The sequence below is a fragment of the Nannocystis bainbridge genome, assembly GCF_028368995.1.
Taxonomy (GTDB): domain Bacteria; phylum Myxococcota_A; class Polyangia; order Nannocystales; family Nannocystaceae; genus Nannocystis; species Nannocystis bainbridge.
Map to the genome: position 1 here is coordinate 2,826,975 of NZ_JAQNDL010000003.1, position 14,277 is coordinate 2,841,251.

The following is a 14,277-nucleotide window of genomic DNA, read 5'->3' on the forward strand; positions in this document are numbered from 1 at the left end:
CGGCTGCCTGCAGACACCCGCCGCGATCGCGGGTAGAACTGCCCCGCCCTGCCCACCGGCGACATCCTCCCGCTCCTGATCACCCTGTTCGGGCTCGTCGTCGTCGGCCAGCTGTTGCGGCTCACGGGGGCCCTGCCGGCCGGCGCCCCGGACGTGCTCGCGCGCGTCATCCTGACCGTCACGATGCCGGCGCTGATCGTCGTCATCCTCGCCGACGCTCGCTTCGAGCCGGCTCTGGTGCCGGCGGTGTTCGCCTGCACCGTCGCCCTGTTCAGCGCCTGCGCTCTCGGCGTCCTGCTCCTGCGGTTTCGCGGCGCCTCGCGCCCCGCCCAGGGCGCCGCCGGCATCACCGCGGCCTTCGCCAACACCGCCTTCCTCGGCGTCCCCTTCGTCCTCGCCGTGTTCCCTGGCTCGCGCGGGGCCGCCACCGCCGCGGTGATCATCGACACCGTCGACACCACCATCCTCCTGCTCACCTTCGGCGTCGCCTTCGCCGGCGCCATGGCGCGCCCGCGCGGCCCGGTCACCACGCCGCTGCGGCCCCGGCTCCTGCGCGCCGGCGGCTCGCTGCTGCGCCAGCCGATGATCGTCGCCGTGCTCGTCGGCCTCGCGCTGGCTCTCGGCGGCCTCGCCATCCCGCCTGCCCTGGCCAAACCGCTCGCCCAGGTCGGCCAGACCACCGCAGTCCTCGCCTTCCTCACCATCGGCCTCGGCCTCGACCTCCGCTCCCTGCGCGGCCAGACCGTCCCGCTCGCCGGCATCGCGGTCATCAAGCTGCTCATCGCTCCGGCCCTCGCCTGCCTCGTCCTGCTCGCCCTCGACGTCCGCGGCGACGTCGCCCGCACCGCCGTCCTGCAGGCCGCCATGCCGACCGCCGTGGTCTCGGCGATCATCGCCACCAACGCCGGCTGCGACGGCCAGCTCGCCGCCGCCGCCGCCGTCGTCACCACCTTGCTGTCGCTCGCCACCCTCCCGCTCGTGCTCGCCGGCCTGCAGGCGATCGGTCTGTAGCGGCGCGGACGATCCACATGTCCCATGAGACATGCTCGTCACATGTCTCGAACGACATGTCTCATAAAGCATGTCCGATCGCGCATCATGCCGGACCGAAAGTCATCGCCCCGCCTCGGCCCGCTCCACGAGCCGCAGCTCGAGCGCCAGCATCTGTTCGCGCCCGCGCAGTTCGGCTTGCTCGATCGCGTGCAGCAGCACCACCACCGCCGCCGTCACCAGCAGCGCCAGCGACACCCCCAGCATCGTCAGCGCCTGCGGCCCCGGCGAGGCAGCAGCCAGCGCCCCCACCATCCCGACCGTGACCAGCGTGAAGCCGAAGGCCATGCGCGCCGCCGCCCCGCGATCGCGGCGGCGGTGCACCGCTCCGCGTCGCAGCACCCCAGCCGCCCACAGCGACCAGCTGGCCCCGAAGGCCGCGCACAGCATCAGCACCGCCCGGGTCAGCGGCGGCAGCGTGTCCGGCTCGCTCACCACCAGACTCGCGCACACCCCCGCGCCCACCAGCCCTGCCGTCGCCACCAGCGCGTGCAGCAGCCGCTGCGGCAGCGTCAACGGCCGCACCAGCAGCGCCTCCATCTGCCGGCGATGCTGCTCGCGCAGGGCCGCCGACGTGTGCGTCTGCTCGAGCGCGAGCAGCTCGTCCGAGAACCTCTTCGATTGATCTCCCATCATCGATCTCCTTCCATCTCCCCAAAGCAATGAAATTGTCCCGTTCTCATGATTCGCCTGTCAGCACCGCGCGCAGCGCTCGTCGGGCCTTGAACAGCCGGGATTTCACCGTGCCCGGCGGGATCGCCAGCACCTCGGCGATCTCCGCGATCGAGAGGTCATCCAAAAAGCACAGCGTCAGCACCTCGCGGTCGACCGGCGGCAGGCGGGCCAGCCCGGCGTAGACCTGCTCGGCGTCCGCCCAGCGCTCCAGCGGATCGTCCTCGTCGACCGGCTCCGGTGCGTCGGTCGCGGTGCGCTCGCGTTCGGCGTAGCGGCCGCGCAGGTGGCTCATCAGCGTATTGCGGGCGATCGCGTACAGCCACTGCGGCAGGCGCCCTGGCTCGCGCAGGCGATCGATCCGCGAGAGCACGGCCACCCACACCTCCTGCATCACCTGCCACGCCGCCTCCTCCTCGGCCAGCATGCGGCGGACGTAGAAGAACAGGCGCGGCTCCCACACGCGCACCAGCTCGGCCAGCGCAGCGGGCTCGCCTCGCCGGCAGCGGAGCGCCAGCAGTTCATGACGGATACGGTCGTTCTCGCGGCTCATCGGTGCTCGTCCCGGTACAGTCGCCGACCCCGGGCCCCCGGTTCACGCCCGGGTGAAAATTTCTCACAGGGCCTCGTTGCGGGCCCCTGGCGCCGGTATTTCCCGGGCAGGGGACCCCGCGCAGCACGCGTGCCCCCGGGCGACGTCCCCGGTTCGAGGGATGCGTCCGCCTCGACCTCGCTACCCGCGGCCGCGAGGGTCCGGTCGGCTCCGAGCTCGTCCCGACCTGGCCCTTCAGACATCTATACATTCACCCAGCGGCGCGCCGGTCGCCGCGCGGCGGGTGCGACGAATGTCCCACCGGCGGTCACTCGCGGCCCGCCCTCACCCCGTGTATGACCACTACCCTCAATGACCATACCGTCGAATCACGACAGCCCGGCGAACGCTCCTGCCCGTGCGCGGCGGGCTCCGGGGCCGCCGCGGGCGCGCCGCTTGTCCAATGAATCCAGCCAGTTCCCCCGCCACGCCGCGCGGCGGCCCGGACGCGGCCCGCGGCGCGGCGTCCGGTCCTCGCGGCGCGGCGGGCGATGCACGCCAATCACTATGTCTATTGTGTAGCGCGTTACATCCTGGCGGACCGCGGCGGGAATTCGCGGCTGCGCGGGCTCGTCCGGCGATCGGTCGGCACCCATGATTTCACCGGTCTATTCGCGTCTCGGCCGCGCGGCGACGGCCCCGCGCGGCCGCTTCCGGCCATACGTCGCCATTGCTCGCCTGCGCGACGCCATCATCCTTCGAATCGGAGCGGCCGCGGGGCTCCACCCGCCGTCCTCCGCAAGAAAGGATTTGCTACCATGTCTCGCAACATTCTCATGTTGGCCCCTGCGCTCGCGTTCGCTCTGCCGTTCGTCACCTCCCAGCCGACGATGGCGCGTCCCCTGGCCACCCCGGCCCCCGAGACGCTGTGGGGCGGCCACGACGACGATGATGACGACGACGACCACGGGGGCGACGACGTGATCGGCCTGCTGGTCTGCTTCGAGGCGCAGATCGTGCTCGGGGAGGAGAACCGCGCCCTCTCGTGCGACCTCGTCGAGGGCCCGCAGTGCCTCTCCAACTGCACCGCCGAGGCGGTCGCCCCGCTGTGCGCCTCGGAGATCGCCACCCGCGCCCGCGGCGGTGACTTCGCCTCCTGTCAGGAGGAGCGCCTGGCCGCCTGCCGCAGTCAATGCGAGACCGGCGGCGCCGCCTTCTGCCACGAGGGCGCGGCCCTCGAGGCCCGCGACGGCAAGCACGACGACGACGACGACGACAACGACGACAACAACCACAAGGACGACGACGACGATGACGACGACATCCAGTCGAACATCGACATCCACGAGGAGGACGGCCTGATCTTCATCGACATCGAGATCTGCCTCGACCTCATGATCGACCCCGACCGGCTCTGATCGGCGCAGCGCCCAGCGCCTGGCCGCGATCGGCGCTTCGCCGGTCGCGGCCCCTTCGCGTCACAGGCCCTGCACGAACTCCCAGATCCGCTGGCCGCCGAACAGCGGCCAGCCGTGGGTGGTGTCGTCGTAACCACCCTCGCTGTGCTCGCACCACACCACCGGCGCGCCGGGATCGCAGCCCTGGTACGCCGCGCAAGCGTGGCTCTCGGGCTCGGCCTCGACCGCGGCGTGGACCTCGGCGATCGTCGGCACCGTGTCCTCACCGCAGCCGTCGCGCTCGCGCCAGAAATCGCGCGCCTGCTCGCCGTTGTCGAACGGTACGTGCACGTCGGCGATCCCGTGGATCACCAGCGCCGCGACCTTGTCGACGCAGCCGTCCTTCTCGGGCAAGTAGCCAGCCACCGGCGCTATCGCCAGCAGCCGGTCGCCGAACCGACAGCCGAGGATGTTGACAAAATGCGCGCCCGAGCTGGTGCCGGCGGCGAACACCCGCGCCTCGTCGACACAATACTCGCCGACCATGCGATCGAGCACCGCCGTGAAGAACTCGGCGTTGATCTCGCGCTCGCCGTCGCCTTCCCAGCCGGTCCCGCCGAGCGACGTCATGTAGATCAGGATCGCGTGCTCCTGCATCGCCGCCTGAAACCCGGCGCAATCACCGTCCTGACAATTGGGCCCGGTGCGGTTGCGACCGTGGAAGGCGAAGCCGAGCGGATACGGCGTATTGGGATCGTAGTTGGGAGGCAGCGACACGATGTACTGCCCCGATTGACCCTGCACCGAGATCTTGTGCGCCCCGCTCGACGGATTCATCGCACCACAGCCCGCGCTGCCGACCGGCTCGATGGGGCCCGTCGTCGTGCTCGGATCGGTGGTCGTCGTGCTCGCTTCGGTCGTCGGCTCCCCGGTCGTCGGCTCCCCGGTCGTCGGCGCGCCGGTCGTGCCCGCGTCCGTGCTCGTCGAGGCCGCGGCGGTCGTCCCGCCGGTGGTCGTGCTGGCCTCGCCGGTGGGCCCGCCGGTGCTCGTCGACGCGTCCGTCGTGCCCGTCGTGGTCGCCACGCCCGTCGCGTCGGTGTCACCGCCGCCGCCGCCCGAGCAGCCGCCGATCGCCCCGACCGCCAGCCACCCCACCCACCACAGATCGCGCAATCCGAGGATCATGGGCCACGCTACCAAATCCGCGGCGGTCCGGCGAATCGACGCGGCGCGTTCTCGATCGGTCGACACCCTGCGGCGAATCGGCGACCCTCGGCGCATGCGCGATCCTCGAGAGGTCTCACGCTCGGACGCCGCGGCGATGGGGGCAGAGGCCCTGAAGGTCTGTCACGCCGGTCGATACACCGCGCCCTCGGGCCGGGTCGTCGCGCTGGATGATCCGATCGCCCGCGCGATCGCCGGGACCACCGACATCCCGCCCGACCTCGACCTCGACCTCGCGCCGGGCGGCGACCGGCCCGTGCGCTTCGAGGTCGTCAATGTCAGCACTCTGGTCGCCGCGCGCCGGCTCCACGACGCCGGCCGCGACGTCGTCGCCCTCAACTTCGCCTCCGCGCGCCGCCCGGGCGGCGGCTTCCTGTCGGGCGCGCGGGCCCAGGAGGAGTCGCTGTGCCGCGCCTCCGCGCTCTTCGTATGTCTCGAAGGCCAGGCGATGTACCGCCACCACGACGGCTGGCAGGACGCGATGCACGGCGACCGTATGGTCCATTCGCCGGCGGTCCCGGTGTTTCGCGGCGACCACGGCCCGCTGCTCGAGCAGCCGTGGCCCTGCGGCTTCATCACCGCCGCCGCGCCCAACCGCAACGCCCTGCGCCGCCACGCCCCCGAGCGCGAGCCGGAGCTGCCGCGAGTGTTCGCCGCCCGCATCGCCCGCGTGCTCGCGGTCGCCGCCCGCGCCGGCCACGACGCCGTGGTCCTCGGCGCCTGGGGCTGCGGCGCGTTCGGCTGCGACCCCGAGCTCGTCGCCGAGCAGTTCCACGCCGCCCTGTCCGGCCCGTTCCGCGGCACCTTCGCGCACGTCGTGTTCGCCGTCCTCGACACCAGCCCCGAGCGCCGCACCATCGCCCCGTTCGAGCGCCGGTTTACATGACCGATAGGACATGTCTACATGAACATGTCCTATCGTTCATCTCATGATCTTCTGGCCCCGATCCTGAATCGCAGCACCATCAGCGCCAGCGGCATGTAGCGCCCGAGCACCAGCGCGTTCGGCGGCCCCATGTAGAGCAGCGACATCCCGGTGGCCAGCAGCGCCTCGCGCACGGGCGGGTTGGCCTTCAGCTTGGCCTCGGTCGCGCGCGCGATCAGCACCCCGTGCTCGACCGAATTGACCGCGATCTCCTCGCCGCGCCAGCGGAACGTCCGGCGCCCGCCGGTGCCGAAGCGCCGCCTCTCCGCCGTGTCCGCCGCCACCGCCGCCCGGGCCGGCGAGTCCTCCTCCAGCTTCAAGCATTGATGAAAGCAGCTCACGCTGCAGCACGCGAGCCCGTCGAGCACGAACGGCGCCGGCCATTCGCTGGACAGCGGCGACATGGAGATCATGTGATTGACCGGCCGCCGCTGCGCGGCCCGCCACGCCTCGTACGCGCGCGCGTCCAGCTTCAGCGCGTGGGCCTCGTGCCGGGCCGCGTGCGCGTCCGCGACCGTCGCTCGCCGGCCCAGGTAGAGCAGCCCCTCGAGCTCCGGATCGTCGGGGTCGATCGCCCGACAGACATCCTCGACGCCGCGACCCCTCAGCAGCTCTCGCAGCGGTGGCGCGCCCATCGGTCGACTATACGCCGCGTCGTGGGGCCCCGTGATTTCCTGTTACCCTCGGTTCATGCGTGTCCGCGCCGCCTGTCGCCGCTCGTGCCTCACCGGCGCGCTCGTGCTCCTCGCGTGCAGCGCGAGCCCACCGCCCGCGAGCGACCCGCCGCCCGTGCGCGCCGGGGTCCCGGCCGCGCCCGAACCTGCGCCGCCCGAATCAGCCGAATCTCCGCCCGCGCCCGCGAACAACCCTGCGGCGATCGCCGGCCCGCTCGACTACGCCGTGATCGACGGCGGCGTGCTCGTCGTGTGGTCGCGCCACGACGGCGACGCCAGCGAGATCGTCGCCCAGCGCCTGGACCCGCGCGGCCAGCCGCTCGCGCCGCCCCGGCACGTCCTGCGCAGCGAGGGCGAGATCGTCGACCTCGAGCTCAGCCACGCCCGGGGTCACGCGTGGATCGCCTACGTCGCCGAGCTCGACGCCGAGACGGCGAGCGGGCTGCTCGGCGTCATCGGGCTCGCGGGCGACCTCACCGTCTCACGCACGCACGTCCTCGATCGCTTCACCGCCGTGGCCCTGTCCGCCTGGGGTGGTTCGCGCGTGCGGGTGCAGGCGCAGGGGCCCGAAGCCGCCGTGGTCGCCTCGATCGGCGACCCGGTCATCTGCCGCGATCGCGTGCTCCGGCGCGACCGTCCGTGCCCCGGCTATCACCTGTTCGGCGTGCGCGGCGACGGCTTCGATCGCGTCGCCAGCGTCGGCGTCGACGGCGGTCAGGCCGACATGGGCCGCCTCGTCGATGTCGGCGCCGGCGTCCTCCTCGACGTCTGGGCCTGGCACGGCGGCCCCACCCACGCCGACCTCTACCTGCCACGTGGCGCCACCGCGGCGCGTAAGCCGAAGTTCCGCCGCGTCGCCTGCCGTCCCCCGTTCCGCCGCGATTTCGACGGCGAGGCGCTGGTCTCGTGGTGCGCCAGCGATGACCTCGAAGCAGACTGCCAGGGCGACCCCCAGGGCTGCGCCCAGATCCACCTCGTCACCCTCGCCGACCGCGTCCTTACCCCGCGCACGGGCCAGCCCGGCGTCCCGATCACCGGCCAGGCGCTCCGCTGCAGCGGCGGTCGGCCCGTCCTCGACCTCACCTGGCAGGGCGGCTCGCGGCGGTTCGACCCGCAGGCCCCCGGCGCCGACCTCGACCTCCGGCTCGAGCTCGGCGTGTGGACCGGCGAGCTCGGCCTGCAGATCGCCGAGGACGGCCAGCTCACCCGCCTCCGCTGCGGCCCTGACGATCGCCTCGCGCGCGACCCCGAGCCCGCCGCTCCGCTCGACCTCGGCGCTGTCGCGACACCGCCGTGAATGTCTCTAAGGACATACCCCTTCGGACATGTCCTCGAAGCCAGCTCGTTCGCCGGCTCAGCGGTTGAGGTGCCAGATCGCCGCGTTCAGGGCGAACGCGAACGTCAGCCACAGCAGGTGCGGGACCTGCAGCATCCCCGCCGCCGGGCGGACCCTCCAGAACGCGCGGATCATCGACACCAGCGCGAACCACTGCACGCCGATGCACACCAGCGACAGGTCGGGCCGGTGGAGGCCGAAGAACAGCGGGGACCAGGCCGCATTGAGCATCAGGTTGAGCAGGAACAGCGCGATCGCCCACGGCACCAGCGGGTGCTTGTCCTTGCGCGCGACCAGGTAGATGCTGAGGCCCATCGAAGCGTACAGCGCCGTCCACACCGGGCCGAACACCGCGTCGGGCGGGGTCCAGTCGGGCTTCGTCAGGCGGTGGTACCAGCGGTCGGGCCCGAAGAAGATCCCGGTCGTCGCGGGCACGTAGGCCAAGCCGATCCAGAACAGCAGGCTCAGGGGTGAAAATCGGCGGTGCTGCATGGTCGCAAGATTGAGGGGGATCGGCATCTGCGGCAACTCGCGGCGGGCGCGATGCAGACGATCGCCGCGCCTCGCTCGAGCTCGCCGCCTCGCGGCGCCCTCAGCCGTCGTGCCACTCGGCCAGCGTGTTCAGCAGCGCCTCGGTGAAGCAGGCCGTGGGCGCGTCGCGCATGCGTATGAACGGGAACTCGCGCACGTTCGCGTGGCGGAGCGTCCCCGCCTCGTCGAGGAACAGCGCGCTGCCGAAGGGCAGCGGGTTACCGACCTCGACCACCGGGATCCACGCCTGCAGCGCCTCGCCGTTCGCGCGCGCCGTCGCGTCGACCTCCGGCAGCGAGCGCCAGGTCGTCTCGACGTACTCGGCGACCGCACGACGCGCCGCCTCGATCGTGCGGCGCTCACCGTCCTCGGCCGCCAGCGTCGTCACCGAGTTGGTGGCGATCCAGCCGTACTGCTGCAGGAACTCGGCCAGGCTCGGCGGCAGCGCGCATCCGAGCCGCTGCTGCAGCGCCGCGATCGCCCCCGGCAGCGCGCCGGCCGGCGCCCGTCGCAGTCGCACATGCTTCGAGAGCCACGCGAGCGCCGCCTCGACGCTGTCGCGCGGCATCGCCTCCTCGTCCTCGTCCATCACTCGCCGCGGCCCGCCAGCACCCGCGCCGCCGCCTGGGTCGCGACCGCCTGGCCGAGCAGGTTCAGGTGCTGCTGGGCCGTCACCGCGTTGAACAGCGCCAGCGCGATCGCCTGCGTCGCCACCTGGTAGAGCGCCGCGCGAGCCAGGCCCGTCGGGTCGTCCGCGGCGTCCTGTGAAGGTGAACTTTCGGACATGTCCGCAGGAGCAGGCATCGCGATCACCGACGGGGCGATCGCCGGCATGTCGACCCCGCCGGCCGCCGCGAGGGCGACGATGCCGTGGCGCTGAGCCGCCAGGACCGAGTCGAACTGCGCCAGCACCTGCGCCACCGTCGAGGTCACCGTCGCCGCCGCCCTGGCGAACGCCTCCGCCTCGTCGCGCGCGGCCGTCACTTCGTCGCCCCGGCGCTCGCGGTGTCGATCGAGTACAGCAGCGCCACGCCCTGGGTCGTGGCAGCCTGGGCGAGCGTGTTCAGCTGCTGCTGGGCCGCCACCGCGTTCTGGTACGCCAGCCCGGTCGCGTGGGCCATCGTCTGAAACAGCGTGCCCATCGCCAGCGCCGGCGAGTCGGCGAGGACCTTGGCGTTGGCCTGGCTGACGGAGTCGGTGATCTGCTCGTTGACGGCGGTGGAGTCGGTGATCTGCGCGTTGACGGCGGTCTCGGTGGCCATGGCTCTCCTGTCCTTCGGGTCAGAAGCAGAGGACGACGTTGCACAGGCCGAGGATGTTGCCCTTGACCCCCGCCGGGCAGCAATCCGACTGCGGGTTGGCCTCGTCGAAGATGCAGAACTCGCCCTGCCCGGCGCACGCCAGCGTCTCGCAGCCCGAGGTGTCGAGCGTGCACGAGCCGGTGCACCCCAGCGCGCCCTGGTCGTAGCCGAGCGTGATGCAGGTGTTGCCGCCGAGCTGGATCCCGTCGCACTGCTCCGCGCCCTCGCGGACCCCGTTGCCGCACGACGCCAGCGGCGTGCAGCCGGCCGTGTCGATGCTCTTGCAGTTCTGCGCGCACACCAGGCTGCCGCCGCCGTAGCCGAGGCCCTGGCAGGTCTTGCCGTTGAAGTTGCTGCCGTCGCAGGCCTCGGCCATGTGGACGATGTTGTCGCCGCACGTGTAGCAGCCGTCGGTGAACAGCTGGCAGTCAGGCCCGCACGCCAGCGTGCCGGCGCCGTAGCCCTCGGTCATGCACGTGCTGCCGACCAGCGACTCGCCGTCGCACTCCTCGCCGGCGTCGACGTTGCCGTCGCCGCACACGCCCGCGGGCTCGCTCGTGGCCTGCCCGGTGGAGATCGGGTCGCCCGAGCCCGGCGAGCTCGAAGTCGGCGCGTCGCTGGTCCCGCTCTCGCTGCCCGAACCGTCACCGCTGCTGCCGTCGCTGTCGCTGACGGTGCCCGGGTGGGCGGTCGTGATGTTGTGGGTGGTCGGCAGCGGGATCGACCCGGTGTCGCTGATGGTGCCCTCGGCGCAGGCCATCAGCAGGGCGATCGTCAGGCCCGACCACGCAAAATTCTTCGGCATCCCATCCGAGCCTAACAGCGCCGGCGCGGCCGTGAAGTCGCCCCGACGTCGCCCCCGCGCGCGCACGCGCCCGCGAACGCGAGAGGTTCCTCATTGCTCCGCGCCGACGCCTCCGCGTTCGCGCGCCTGCGCGATCGACTCACAGGGACGCACGCGTCGGGCACTCGCCCTCGCCCTGGAAGTCCCCGAGCGTGCGCGCCTGGGCGGCGAGGTAGTCATACGCAGTTGTCACGGGGATCGGTGCACCGGTGACGGAGTAGCCGAGTTCGGGGGTGAACAGGTCGGCGGCCTTGACCATGCGCAGCTCGTCGAGCGTGGTCTCGCCGTCGCGGTCGAGATCGCTGTCGGCGATCCACTGCGCGCGCCGCTCGGTGATCTCGGCGCCCTGCGTGATGTTGGTGAAGAACCAGTGGTCGCCGTGGATGGTCGGCTTGATCTGCGCCGTGCCGCCCGAGGGCACCGCGAAGCCAGCATCACCCTCCTCGGGCGCGCAGTCGTCGAACGAGGTGCCAGCCGCGAGGCCCCACGCGAACTTCACCGAGGTCGCCGGCTCGCAATCATCGGTGCCCGGCAGGCACGACTGACCGTCGGCCTTGCTGATCGCGCCCTCGACGTAGATCGAGAAGCCGTTCTCGACCATGAATTCATGGTCGGCGGCGGCGGTGCCCTCGGCCGCCTCGGCCGCGGCGGAGGCGTTGGGGATGTCGTAGCCGACGCGGTCCCAGCGGACCGCCGCGACGTCGTCGAACTCGGTCAGCACGAACCCGCCGACCGGCAGGTTGAGCAGGTCGACGACGTAGACCGCGGGCTCGACCAGCGAGTCCGAAGCGTCGGCGCTGCGGCTCGCGCGGAAGTTGCCGACGACCACCAGGAACTTGGTGTAGTCCGCGGCCCAGCCGTCGACGATGTTCTCCTCGCCCGTGCCCGGCTGCAGCCCCTCGGGGATGGTGTCCTCGGCCTCGACGAACACCTGCACCCGCCCGGTCGCGCCGCCTCCGCCATTGCAGCCGGCGACGAGGGTGATGGCAGTGACGACGACGAAGACCTGCTGCAAACGTGGCATGACGACTCTCCTTGCGCGATGTCGCGGGGTGGTTGCAAATTCTCGGACGAGCGCGCCGCGCCTGCCCCGGCCGTGCGGCCGCTCGCCGGACCCGTGACCGCCTCCGCGGGGCCCGCACGGCGGCGACGCGCTGCGAGCGGCGATCACGGGGCGACCGTACGCGGCGTGTTCTTGCAAGTCAAATTGCAAAAGACCTTCGCTTGCATCTGACGCCGCTCCGCCGCCCGGCTCGCCGCCGCAGGCGTCCGTCTGGCCCGGTGAGTTCGCCGGTTCGCACGCGCACACGACCTGCTCTTGCAATGCGTTTGCAAAAATTGACCTTGCGCACGCGCCCCGCCGCTTGTCCTGCGCCGGCCCGACTGTCACGGTTGAGGCATGAGCCAGCAGTCGCCCCTCGCCGATCCGGCCCCGTGGAACCTCGTCGACGCGTGGTACGCCGAGCGCGGCGTGCAATTCATGGTCCCCTTCACTCGCGACGCCATCGCCCTGGCCGCCCCGGCCGCCGACGCGCGCGTGCTCGACGTCGCCTGCGGTCCCGGCACCCTGGCGCTGCACATCGCCCCCGAGGTCGCCCACGTGGCCGCCCTCGACTTCGCCGCGGCGATGATCGATCGCCTGCGCGAGCGCGCCGACCGTGAAGGGCTCGCCGTCGACGCCCGCGTCGGTGACGGCCAGGACCTGCCGTGGCCCGACGCCGGCTTCGACGCCGCCTTCTCGATGTTCGGCCTGATCTTCTTCCCCGATCCGGACCGCGGGCTGCGCGAGCTGCATCGCGTGCTCAAGCCCGGCGGTCGCGTCGTGGTCGGCTCGTGGGCCCCGTTCGCCGAGGACCACCCGCTCATGCTCCTGTTCGCGGCCCTGCGCGCCGTCATGCCCGAGCTCCCGCTCGGCCGCGGCCCCGCGCCGCTCAACCATCCCGACGAGTTCACCGCGGCCCTCGCCGGCGCCGGCTTCACCGGCGTCCGCGTCGAGCCCGTCACCCACGAGTTCCGCTTCGCCGACGTCGACGCGCTGTGGACCTTCAACGTCCGCGGCAACGCCCCGATCGCGCTGCTCCATCAGCGCCTGTCGGCGGAGGCGTGGCAAGCCTTCGAGACGGACGTGCTGGCCCGCCTGCGCGAGCGCTTCGGCTCCGGCCCCGTCGCTTACCCGCAGACGGCCCTGCTGGGCCTCGGCGTGCGCTGACGGCGGGACGCTCCCTGCGCGACGACGACATGTCCCTCAGGACATGTTCGAGTCCCGCGCCGATCGGCGTGACCAGCAGGCGCCGGCGTGGAAGCTCGGACCCGGGACGCCGCCGGGTCTCGCGGGTCCGCTACTCCGCCGGGCAGCCCGCCCCGGGCGCCACCTGCCCGTGGGCCATGAAGTAGATCGGGTGGCTGCCGGCGAACGCCTCTGCGGGCAGCACCTCCCAGTTCACCCCGTCTTCGCTGCGGAAGAACCGCTGCTTCTCGTACCACACCATCCAGCCCGCGTTCGTGGCCACGAACGTGCCCTCGGGGCTGCGCGCGACCTGACCGATGGAGATGTCGCCGGGCGCGATCGGCTCGCTCTGCCAGCTCGCCCCGTCGGCGCTGCGGTGCAGCGTCGCGCCCTGGTACACAAAAAACTCCGAGCCGGTCCAGATCGGCGGCGACGACAGGTTGTCGGTCACGGGCACGTGCTCCCAGTCGTCGCCGCCGTCGGTGGTGCGGCAGACGTGGCCGTTGCCGCTGACCATGATCCCCACACCTGACCCATAGGCCATGCCGATCACGTAGCCCCCGCATTGCGGCGGCCGCGTCGTCGCCGGCGTCCACGTCACCCCGTCGGCGCTGCGGACGATCGCTCGCTGCTCGCCGCTCTCGCCGCTGACCACGAACCACCCGCCGTCGTGCGGGAAGAACTCAATCGCGCGGGTGTTGATGCCGATGTCGAGCGGCCCGCCCTCCTGCCAGGTCTTGCCGAGGTCGTCGGAGATCTGCGTGGGCGAGTTGTTGGCGACGAAGCGGCCGTTGCCGAAGGCGACGTCGGCGAACGTCGGCGTGTCCGCGAGCACGGTCTCGAACATCGCCGCGTCCTCGCTGCGCACCAGCGAGCCCGGCGCACCCCAGCCCCACGTCAGCACGAAGGTCTGTTCGCCGTGGGCGATCCCGCGGCCCGCGAACGCATTGTGATCGCAGTCGAGCCCGGCCTCGAAGCAGCGCACCGCGTCGTCCTGCGAGCTGTCCTGAATCCACGTGCGGCCGTCGTCGCAGGAGATCGTGGTCCGCCCGTAATGCCCCTGGGCGATGAACACCGGCACCGAAGTCACCGGCGGCGGACCGGTCGTCGTCGAGGTCGGCTCACTCGGCCCCTCGGTCGTCGACGTCGACGCCTCCGTCGTGCTCGCCTCCGTCGTCGTCTCGATCGACGTCGTCGCTGGCGTCGTCATCGGCAGCGAAGTCACCGCCTCCGAAGAACCGGACGACATCATCGAGGTCGTCGAGGCCGCCTCGCTCGCGCCGTCGCTGCTCGACGGATCTTTGCCCTCGCCCTGACACGCGACGACCAGCGCCGCCCCCATCCACATCTGCCGCACCACGCCACGGTAACGAGGTCGCGGTGGGCCTCGCAAGGTGTCGTGCGCCCCCATCATCACGACGAGCGCGCGCGGCCTCGCGTCGCGCGTGCGCGCGCGTTTGACAGCCCTGGCGGCCTCCTGTAGCTGTGATCGTCGCATCGTGCGGCGAGGGCGGGAGGACACGTGATGATGGGCAGACGAAAGGCACGAGCATGGATGCTCGGT

Annotated in this window: 16 protein-coding genes; 5 read left to right on the forward strand and 11 right to left on the reverse strand. The window is 71.9% G+C overall.

Annotated elements, in window-relative coordinates; all coding sequences use genetic code 11:
- The first annotated feature begins 84 nt into the window (after nucleotides 1-84).
- Nucleotides 85-1,011 (forward strand): AEC family transporter, encoded by a 927-nt coding sequence (locus tag POL25_RS44695; RefSeq protein WP_373372140.1) that lies wholly within the window; start codon nucleotides 85-87, stop codon nucleotides 1,009-1,011.
- Between the two features lie 102 nt (nucleotides 1,012-1,113).
- Here POL25_RS44695 and POL25_RS36470 read toward each other — a convergent pair whose 3' ends face one another.
- Nucleotides 1,114-1,686, reverse strand: a complete 573-nt coding sequence (locus POL25_RS36470; protein ID WP_272090973.1) for a hypothetical protein — start codon at nucleotides 1,684-1,686, stop codon at nucleotides 1,114-1,116.
- A 43-nt stretch (nucleotides 1,687-1,729) separates the two neighbouring features.
- Nucleotides 1,730-2,275, reverse strand: coding sequence for an RNA polymerase sigma factor (locus POL25_RS36475; RefSeq protein ID WP_272090974.1), 546 nt, complete (start codon nucleotides 2,273-2,275; stop codon nucleotides 1,730-1,732).
- A gap of 797 nt (nucleotides 2,276-3,072) precedes the next feature.
- Here POL25_RS36475 and POL25_RS36480 point away from each other — a divergent pair.
- A complete protein-coding gene (locus POL25_RS36480; protein WP_272090975.1) occupies nucleotides 3,073-3,672 on the forward strand; it encodes a hypothetical protein in 600 nt (199 codons plus the stop codon).
- 60 nt (nucleotides 3,673-3,732) lie between these two features.
- Here the strand turns inward: POL25_RS36480 and POL25_RS36485 are convergent, their stop codons facing one another.
- Entirely contained in the window at nucleotides 3,733-4,836 is a 1,104-nt protein-coding gene (locus tag POL25_RS36485; RefSeq protein ID WP_272090976.1) for a CE1 family esterase, read from the reverse strand.
- Between the two features lie 94 nt (nucleotides 4,837-4,930).
- Between POL25_RS36485 and POL25_RS36490 the strand changes: the two genes are divergently transcribed.
- Nucleotides 4,931-5,761 carry a TIGR02452 family protein gene (locus POL25_RS36490; RefSeq protein WP_272090977.1) on the forward strand — a complete coding sequence of 277 codons (831 nt, stop codon included), beginning with the start codon at nucleotides 4,931-4,933 and terminating at the stop codon, nucleotides 5,759-5,761.
- A 41-nt stretch (nucleotides 5,762-5,802) separates the two neighbouring features.
- Here the strand turns inward: POL25_RS36490 and POL25_RS36495 are convergent, their stop codons facing one another.
- Entirely contained in the window at nucleotides 5,803-6,435 is a 633-nt protein-coding gene (locus POL25_RS36495) for an NADAR family protein (protein ID WP_272090978.1), read from the reverse strand.
- Nucleotides 6,436-6,490: 55 nt separating this feature from the next.
- Here POL25_RS36495 and POL25_RS36500 point away from each other — a divergent pair, with 55 nt between their 5' ends.
- Entirely contained in the window at nucleotides 6,491-7,771 is a 1,281-nt protein-coding gene (locus POL25_RS36500) for a hypothetical protein (protein WP_272090979.1), read from the forward strand.
- Between the two features lie 57 nt (nucleotides 7,772-7,828).
- Here the strand turns inward: POL25_RS36500 and POL25_RS36505 are convergent, their stop codons facing one another.
- The 6 genes from POL25_RS36505 to POL25_RS36530 form a co-directional block, all read right to left on the reverse strand.
- The gene (locus POL25_RS36505; protein ID WP_272090980.1) at nucleotides 7,829-8,329 is read right to left on the reverse strand and encodes a TspO/MBR family protein; all 501 of its coding nucleotides are present in this window, start codon (nucleotides 8,327-8,329) and stop codon (nucleotides 7,829-7,831) included.
- Between the two features lie 73 nt (nucleotides 8,330-8,402).
- The gene (locus tag POL25_RS36510; protein WP_272090981.1) at nucleotides 8,403-8,930 is read right to left on the reverse strand and encodes an SMI1/KNR4 family protein; all 528 of its coding nucleotides are present in this window, start codon (nucleotides 8,928-8,930) and stop codon (nucleotides 8,403-8,405) included.
- Nucleotides 8,930-9,325, reverse strand: a complete 396-nt coding sequence (locus POL25_RS44700; protein ID WP_272090982.1) for a RebB family R body protein — start codon at nucleotides 9,323-9,325, stop codon at nucleotides 8,930-8,932. Before POL25_RS44700 ends, POL25_RS36510 begins: the two co-directional genes overlap by 1 nt.
- A complete protein-coding gene (locus POL25_RS36520) occupies nucleotides 9,322-9,603 on the reverse strand; it encodes a RebB family R body protein (protein ID WP_272090983.1) in 282 nt (93 codons plus the stop codon). Before POL25_RS36520 ends, POL25_RS44700 begins: the two co-directional genes overlap by 4 nt.
- A 19-nt stretch (nucleotides 9,604-9,622) precedes the next feature.
- On the reverse strand, nucleotides 9,623-10,447 hold the full coding sequence (locus tag POL25_RS36525; protein WP_272090984.1) for a hypothetical protein: 825 nt from the start codon (nucleotides 10,445-10,447) through the stop codon (nucleotides 9,623-9,625).
- A gap of 139 nt (nucleotides 10,448-10,586) precedes the next feature.
- On the reverse strand, nucleotides 10,587-11,510 hold the full coding sequence (locus tag POL25_RS36530) for a hypothetical protein (protein ID WP_272090985.1): 924 nt from the start codon (nucleotides 11,508-11,510) through the stop codon (nucleotides 10,587-10,589).
- A 375-nt stretch (nucleotides 11,511-11,885) separates the two neighbouring features.
- On the opposite strand from POL25_RS36530, the gene POL25_RS36535 reads away from it, so the two are divergent.
- Nucleotides 11,886-12,695, forward strand: coding sequence for a class I SAM-dependent methyltransferase (locus POL25_RS36535; RefSeq protein ID WP_272090986.1), 810 nt, complete (start codon nucleotides 11,886-11,888; stop codon nucleotides 12,693-12,695).
- Nucleotides 12,696-12,825: 130 nt separating this feature from the next.
- Here the strand turns inward: POL25_RS36535 and POL25_RS36540 are convergent, their stop codons facing one another.
- Nucleotides 12,826-14,070 carry a WD40/YVTN/BNR-like repeat-containing protein gene (locus tag POL25_RS36540; protein ID WP_272090987.1) on the reverse strand — a complete coding sequence of 415 codons (1,245 nt, stop codon included), beginning with the start codon at nucleotides 14,068-14,070 and terminating at the stop codon, nucleotides 12,826-12,828.
- Between the last annotated feature and the right edge of the window lie 207 nt (nucleotides 14,071-14,277).

Excerpts from the sequence above, each read along its gene's own strand:
- POL25_RS36470 (WP_272090973.1), bottom strand. The coding sequence starts at position 1,686 with ATGATGGGAGATCAATCGAAGAGGTTCTCGGACGAGCTGCTCGCGCTC.
- POL25_RS36475 (WP_272090974.1), bottom strand. The coding sequence starts at position 2,275 with ATGAGCCGCGAGAACGACCGTATCCGTCATGAACTGCTGGCGCTCCGC.
- POL25_RS36480 (WP_272090975.1), top strand. The coding sequence starts at position 3,073 with ATGTCTCGCAACATTCTCATGTTGGCCCCTGCGCTCGCGTTCGCTCTG.
- POL25_RS36485 (WP_272090976.1), bottom strand. The coding sequence starts at position 4,836 with ATGATCCTCGGATTGCGCGATCTGTGGTGGGTGGGGTGGCTGGCGGTC.
- POL25_RS36490 (WP_272090977.1), top strand. The coding sequence starts at position 4,931 with ATGCGCGATCCTCGAGAGGTCTCACGCTCGGACGCCGCGGCGATGGGG.
- POL25_RS36495 (WP_272090978.1), bottom strand. The coding sequence starts at position 6,435 with ATGGGCGCGCCACCGCTGCGAGAGCTGCTGAGGGGTCGCGGCGTCGAG.
- POL25_RS36500 (WP_272090979.1), top strand. The coding sequence starts at position 6,491 with ATGCGTGTCCGCGCCGCCTGTCGCCGCTCGTGCCTCACCGGCGCGCTC.
- POL25_RS36505 (WP_272090980.1), bottom strand. The coding sequence starts at position 8,329 with ATGCCGATCCCCCTCAATCTTGCGACCATGCAGCACCGCCGATTTTCA.
- POL25_RS36510 (WP_272090981.1), bottom strand. The coding sequence starts at position 8,930 with ATGGACGAGGACGAGGAGGCGATGCCGCGCGACAGCGTCGAGGCGGCG.
- POL25_RS36520 (WP_272090983.1), bottom strand. The coding sequence starts at position 9,603 with ATGGCCACCGAGACCGCCGTCAACGCGCAGATCACCGACTCCACCGCC.
- POL25_RS36525 (WP_272090984.1), bottom strand. The coding sequence starts at position 10,447 with ATGCCGAAGAATTTTGCGTGGTCGGGCCTGACGATCGCCCTGCTGATG.
- POL25_RS36530 (WP_272090985.1), bottom strand. The coding sequence starts at position 11,510 with ATGCCACGTTTGCAGCAGGTCTTCGTCGTCGTCACTGCCATCACCCTC.
- POL25_RS36535 (WP_272090986.1), top strand. The coding sequence starts at position 11,886 with ATGAGCCAGCAGTCGCCCCTCGCCGATCCGGCCCCGTGGAACCTCGTC.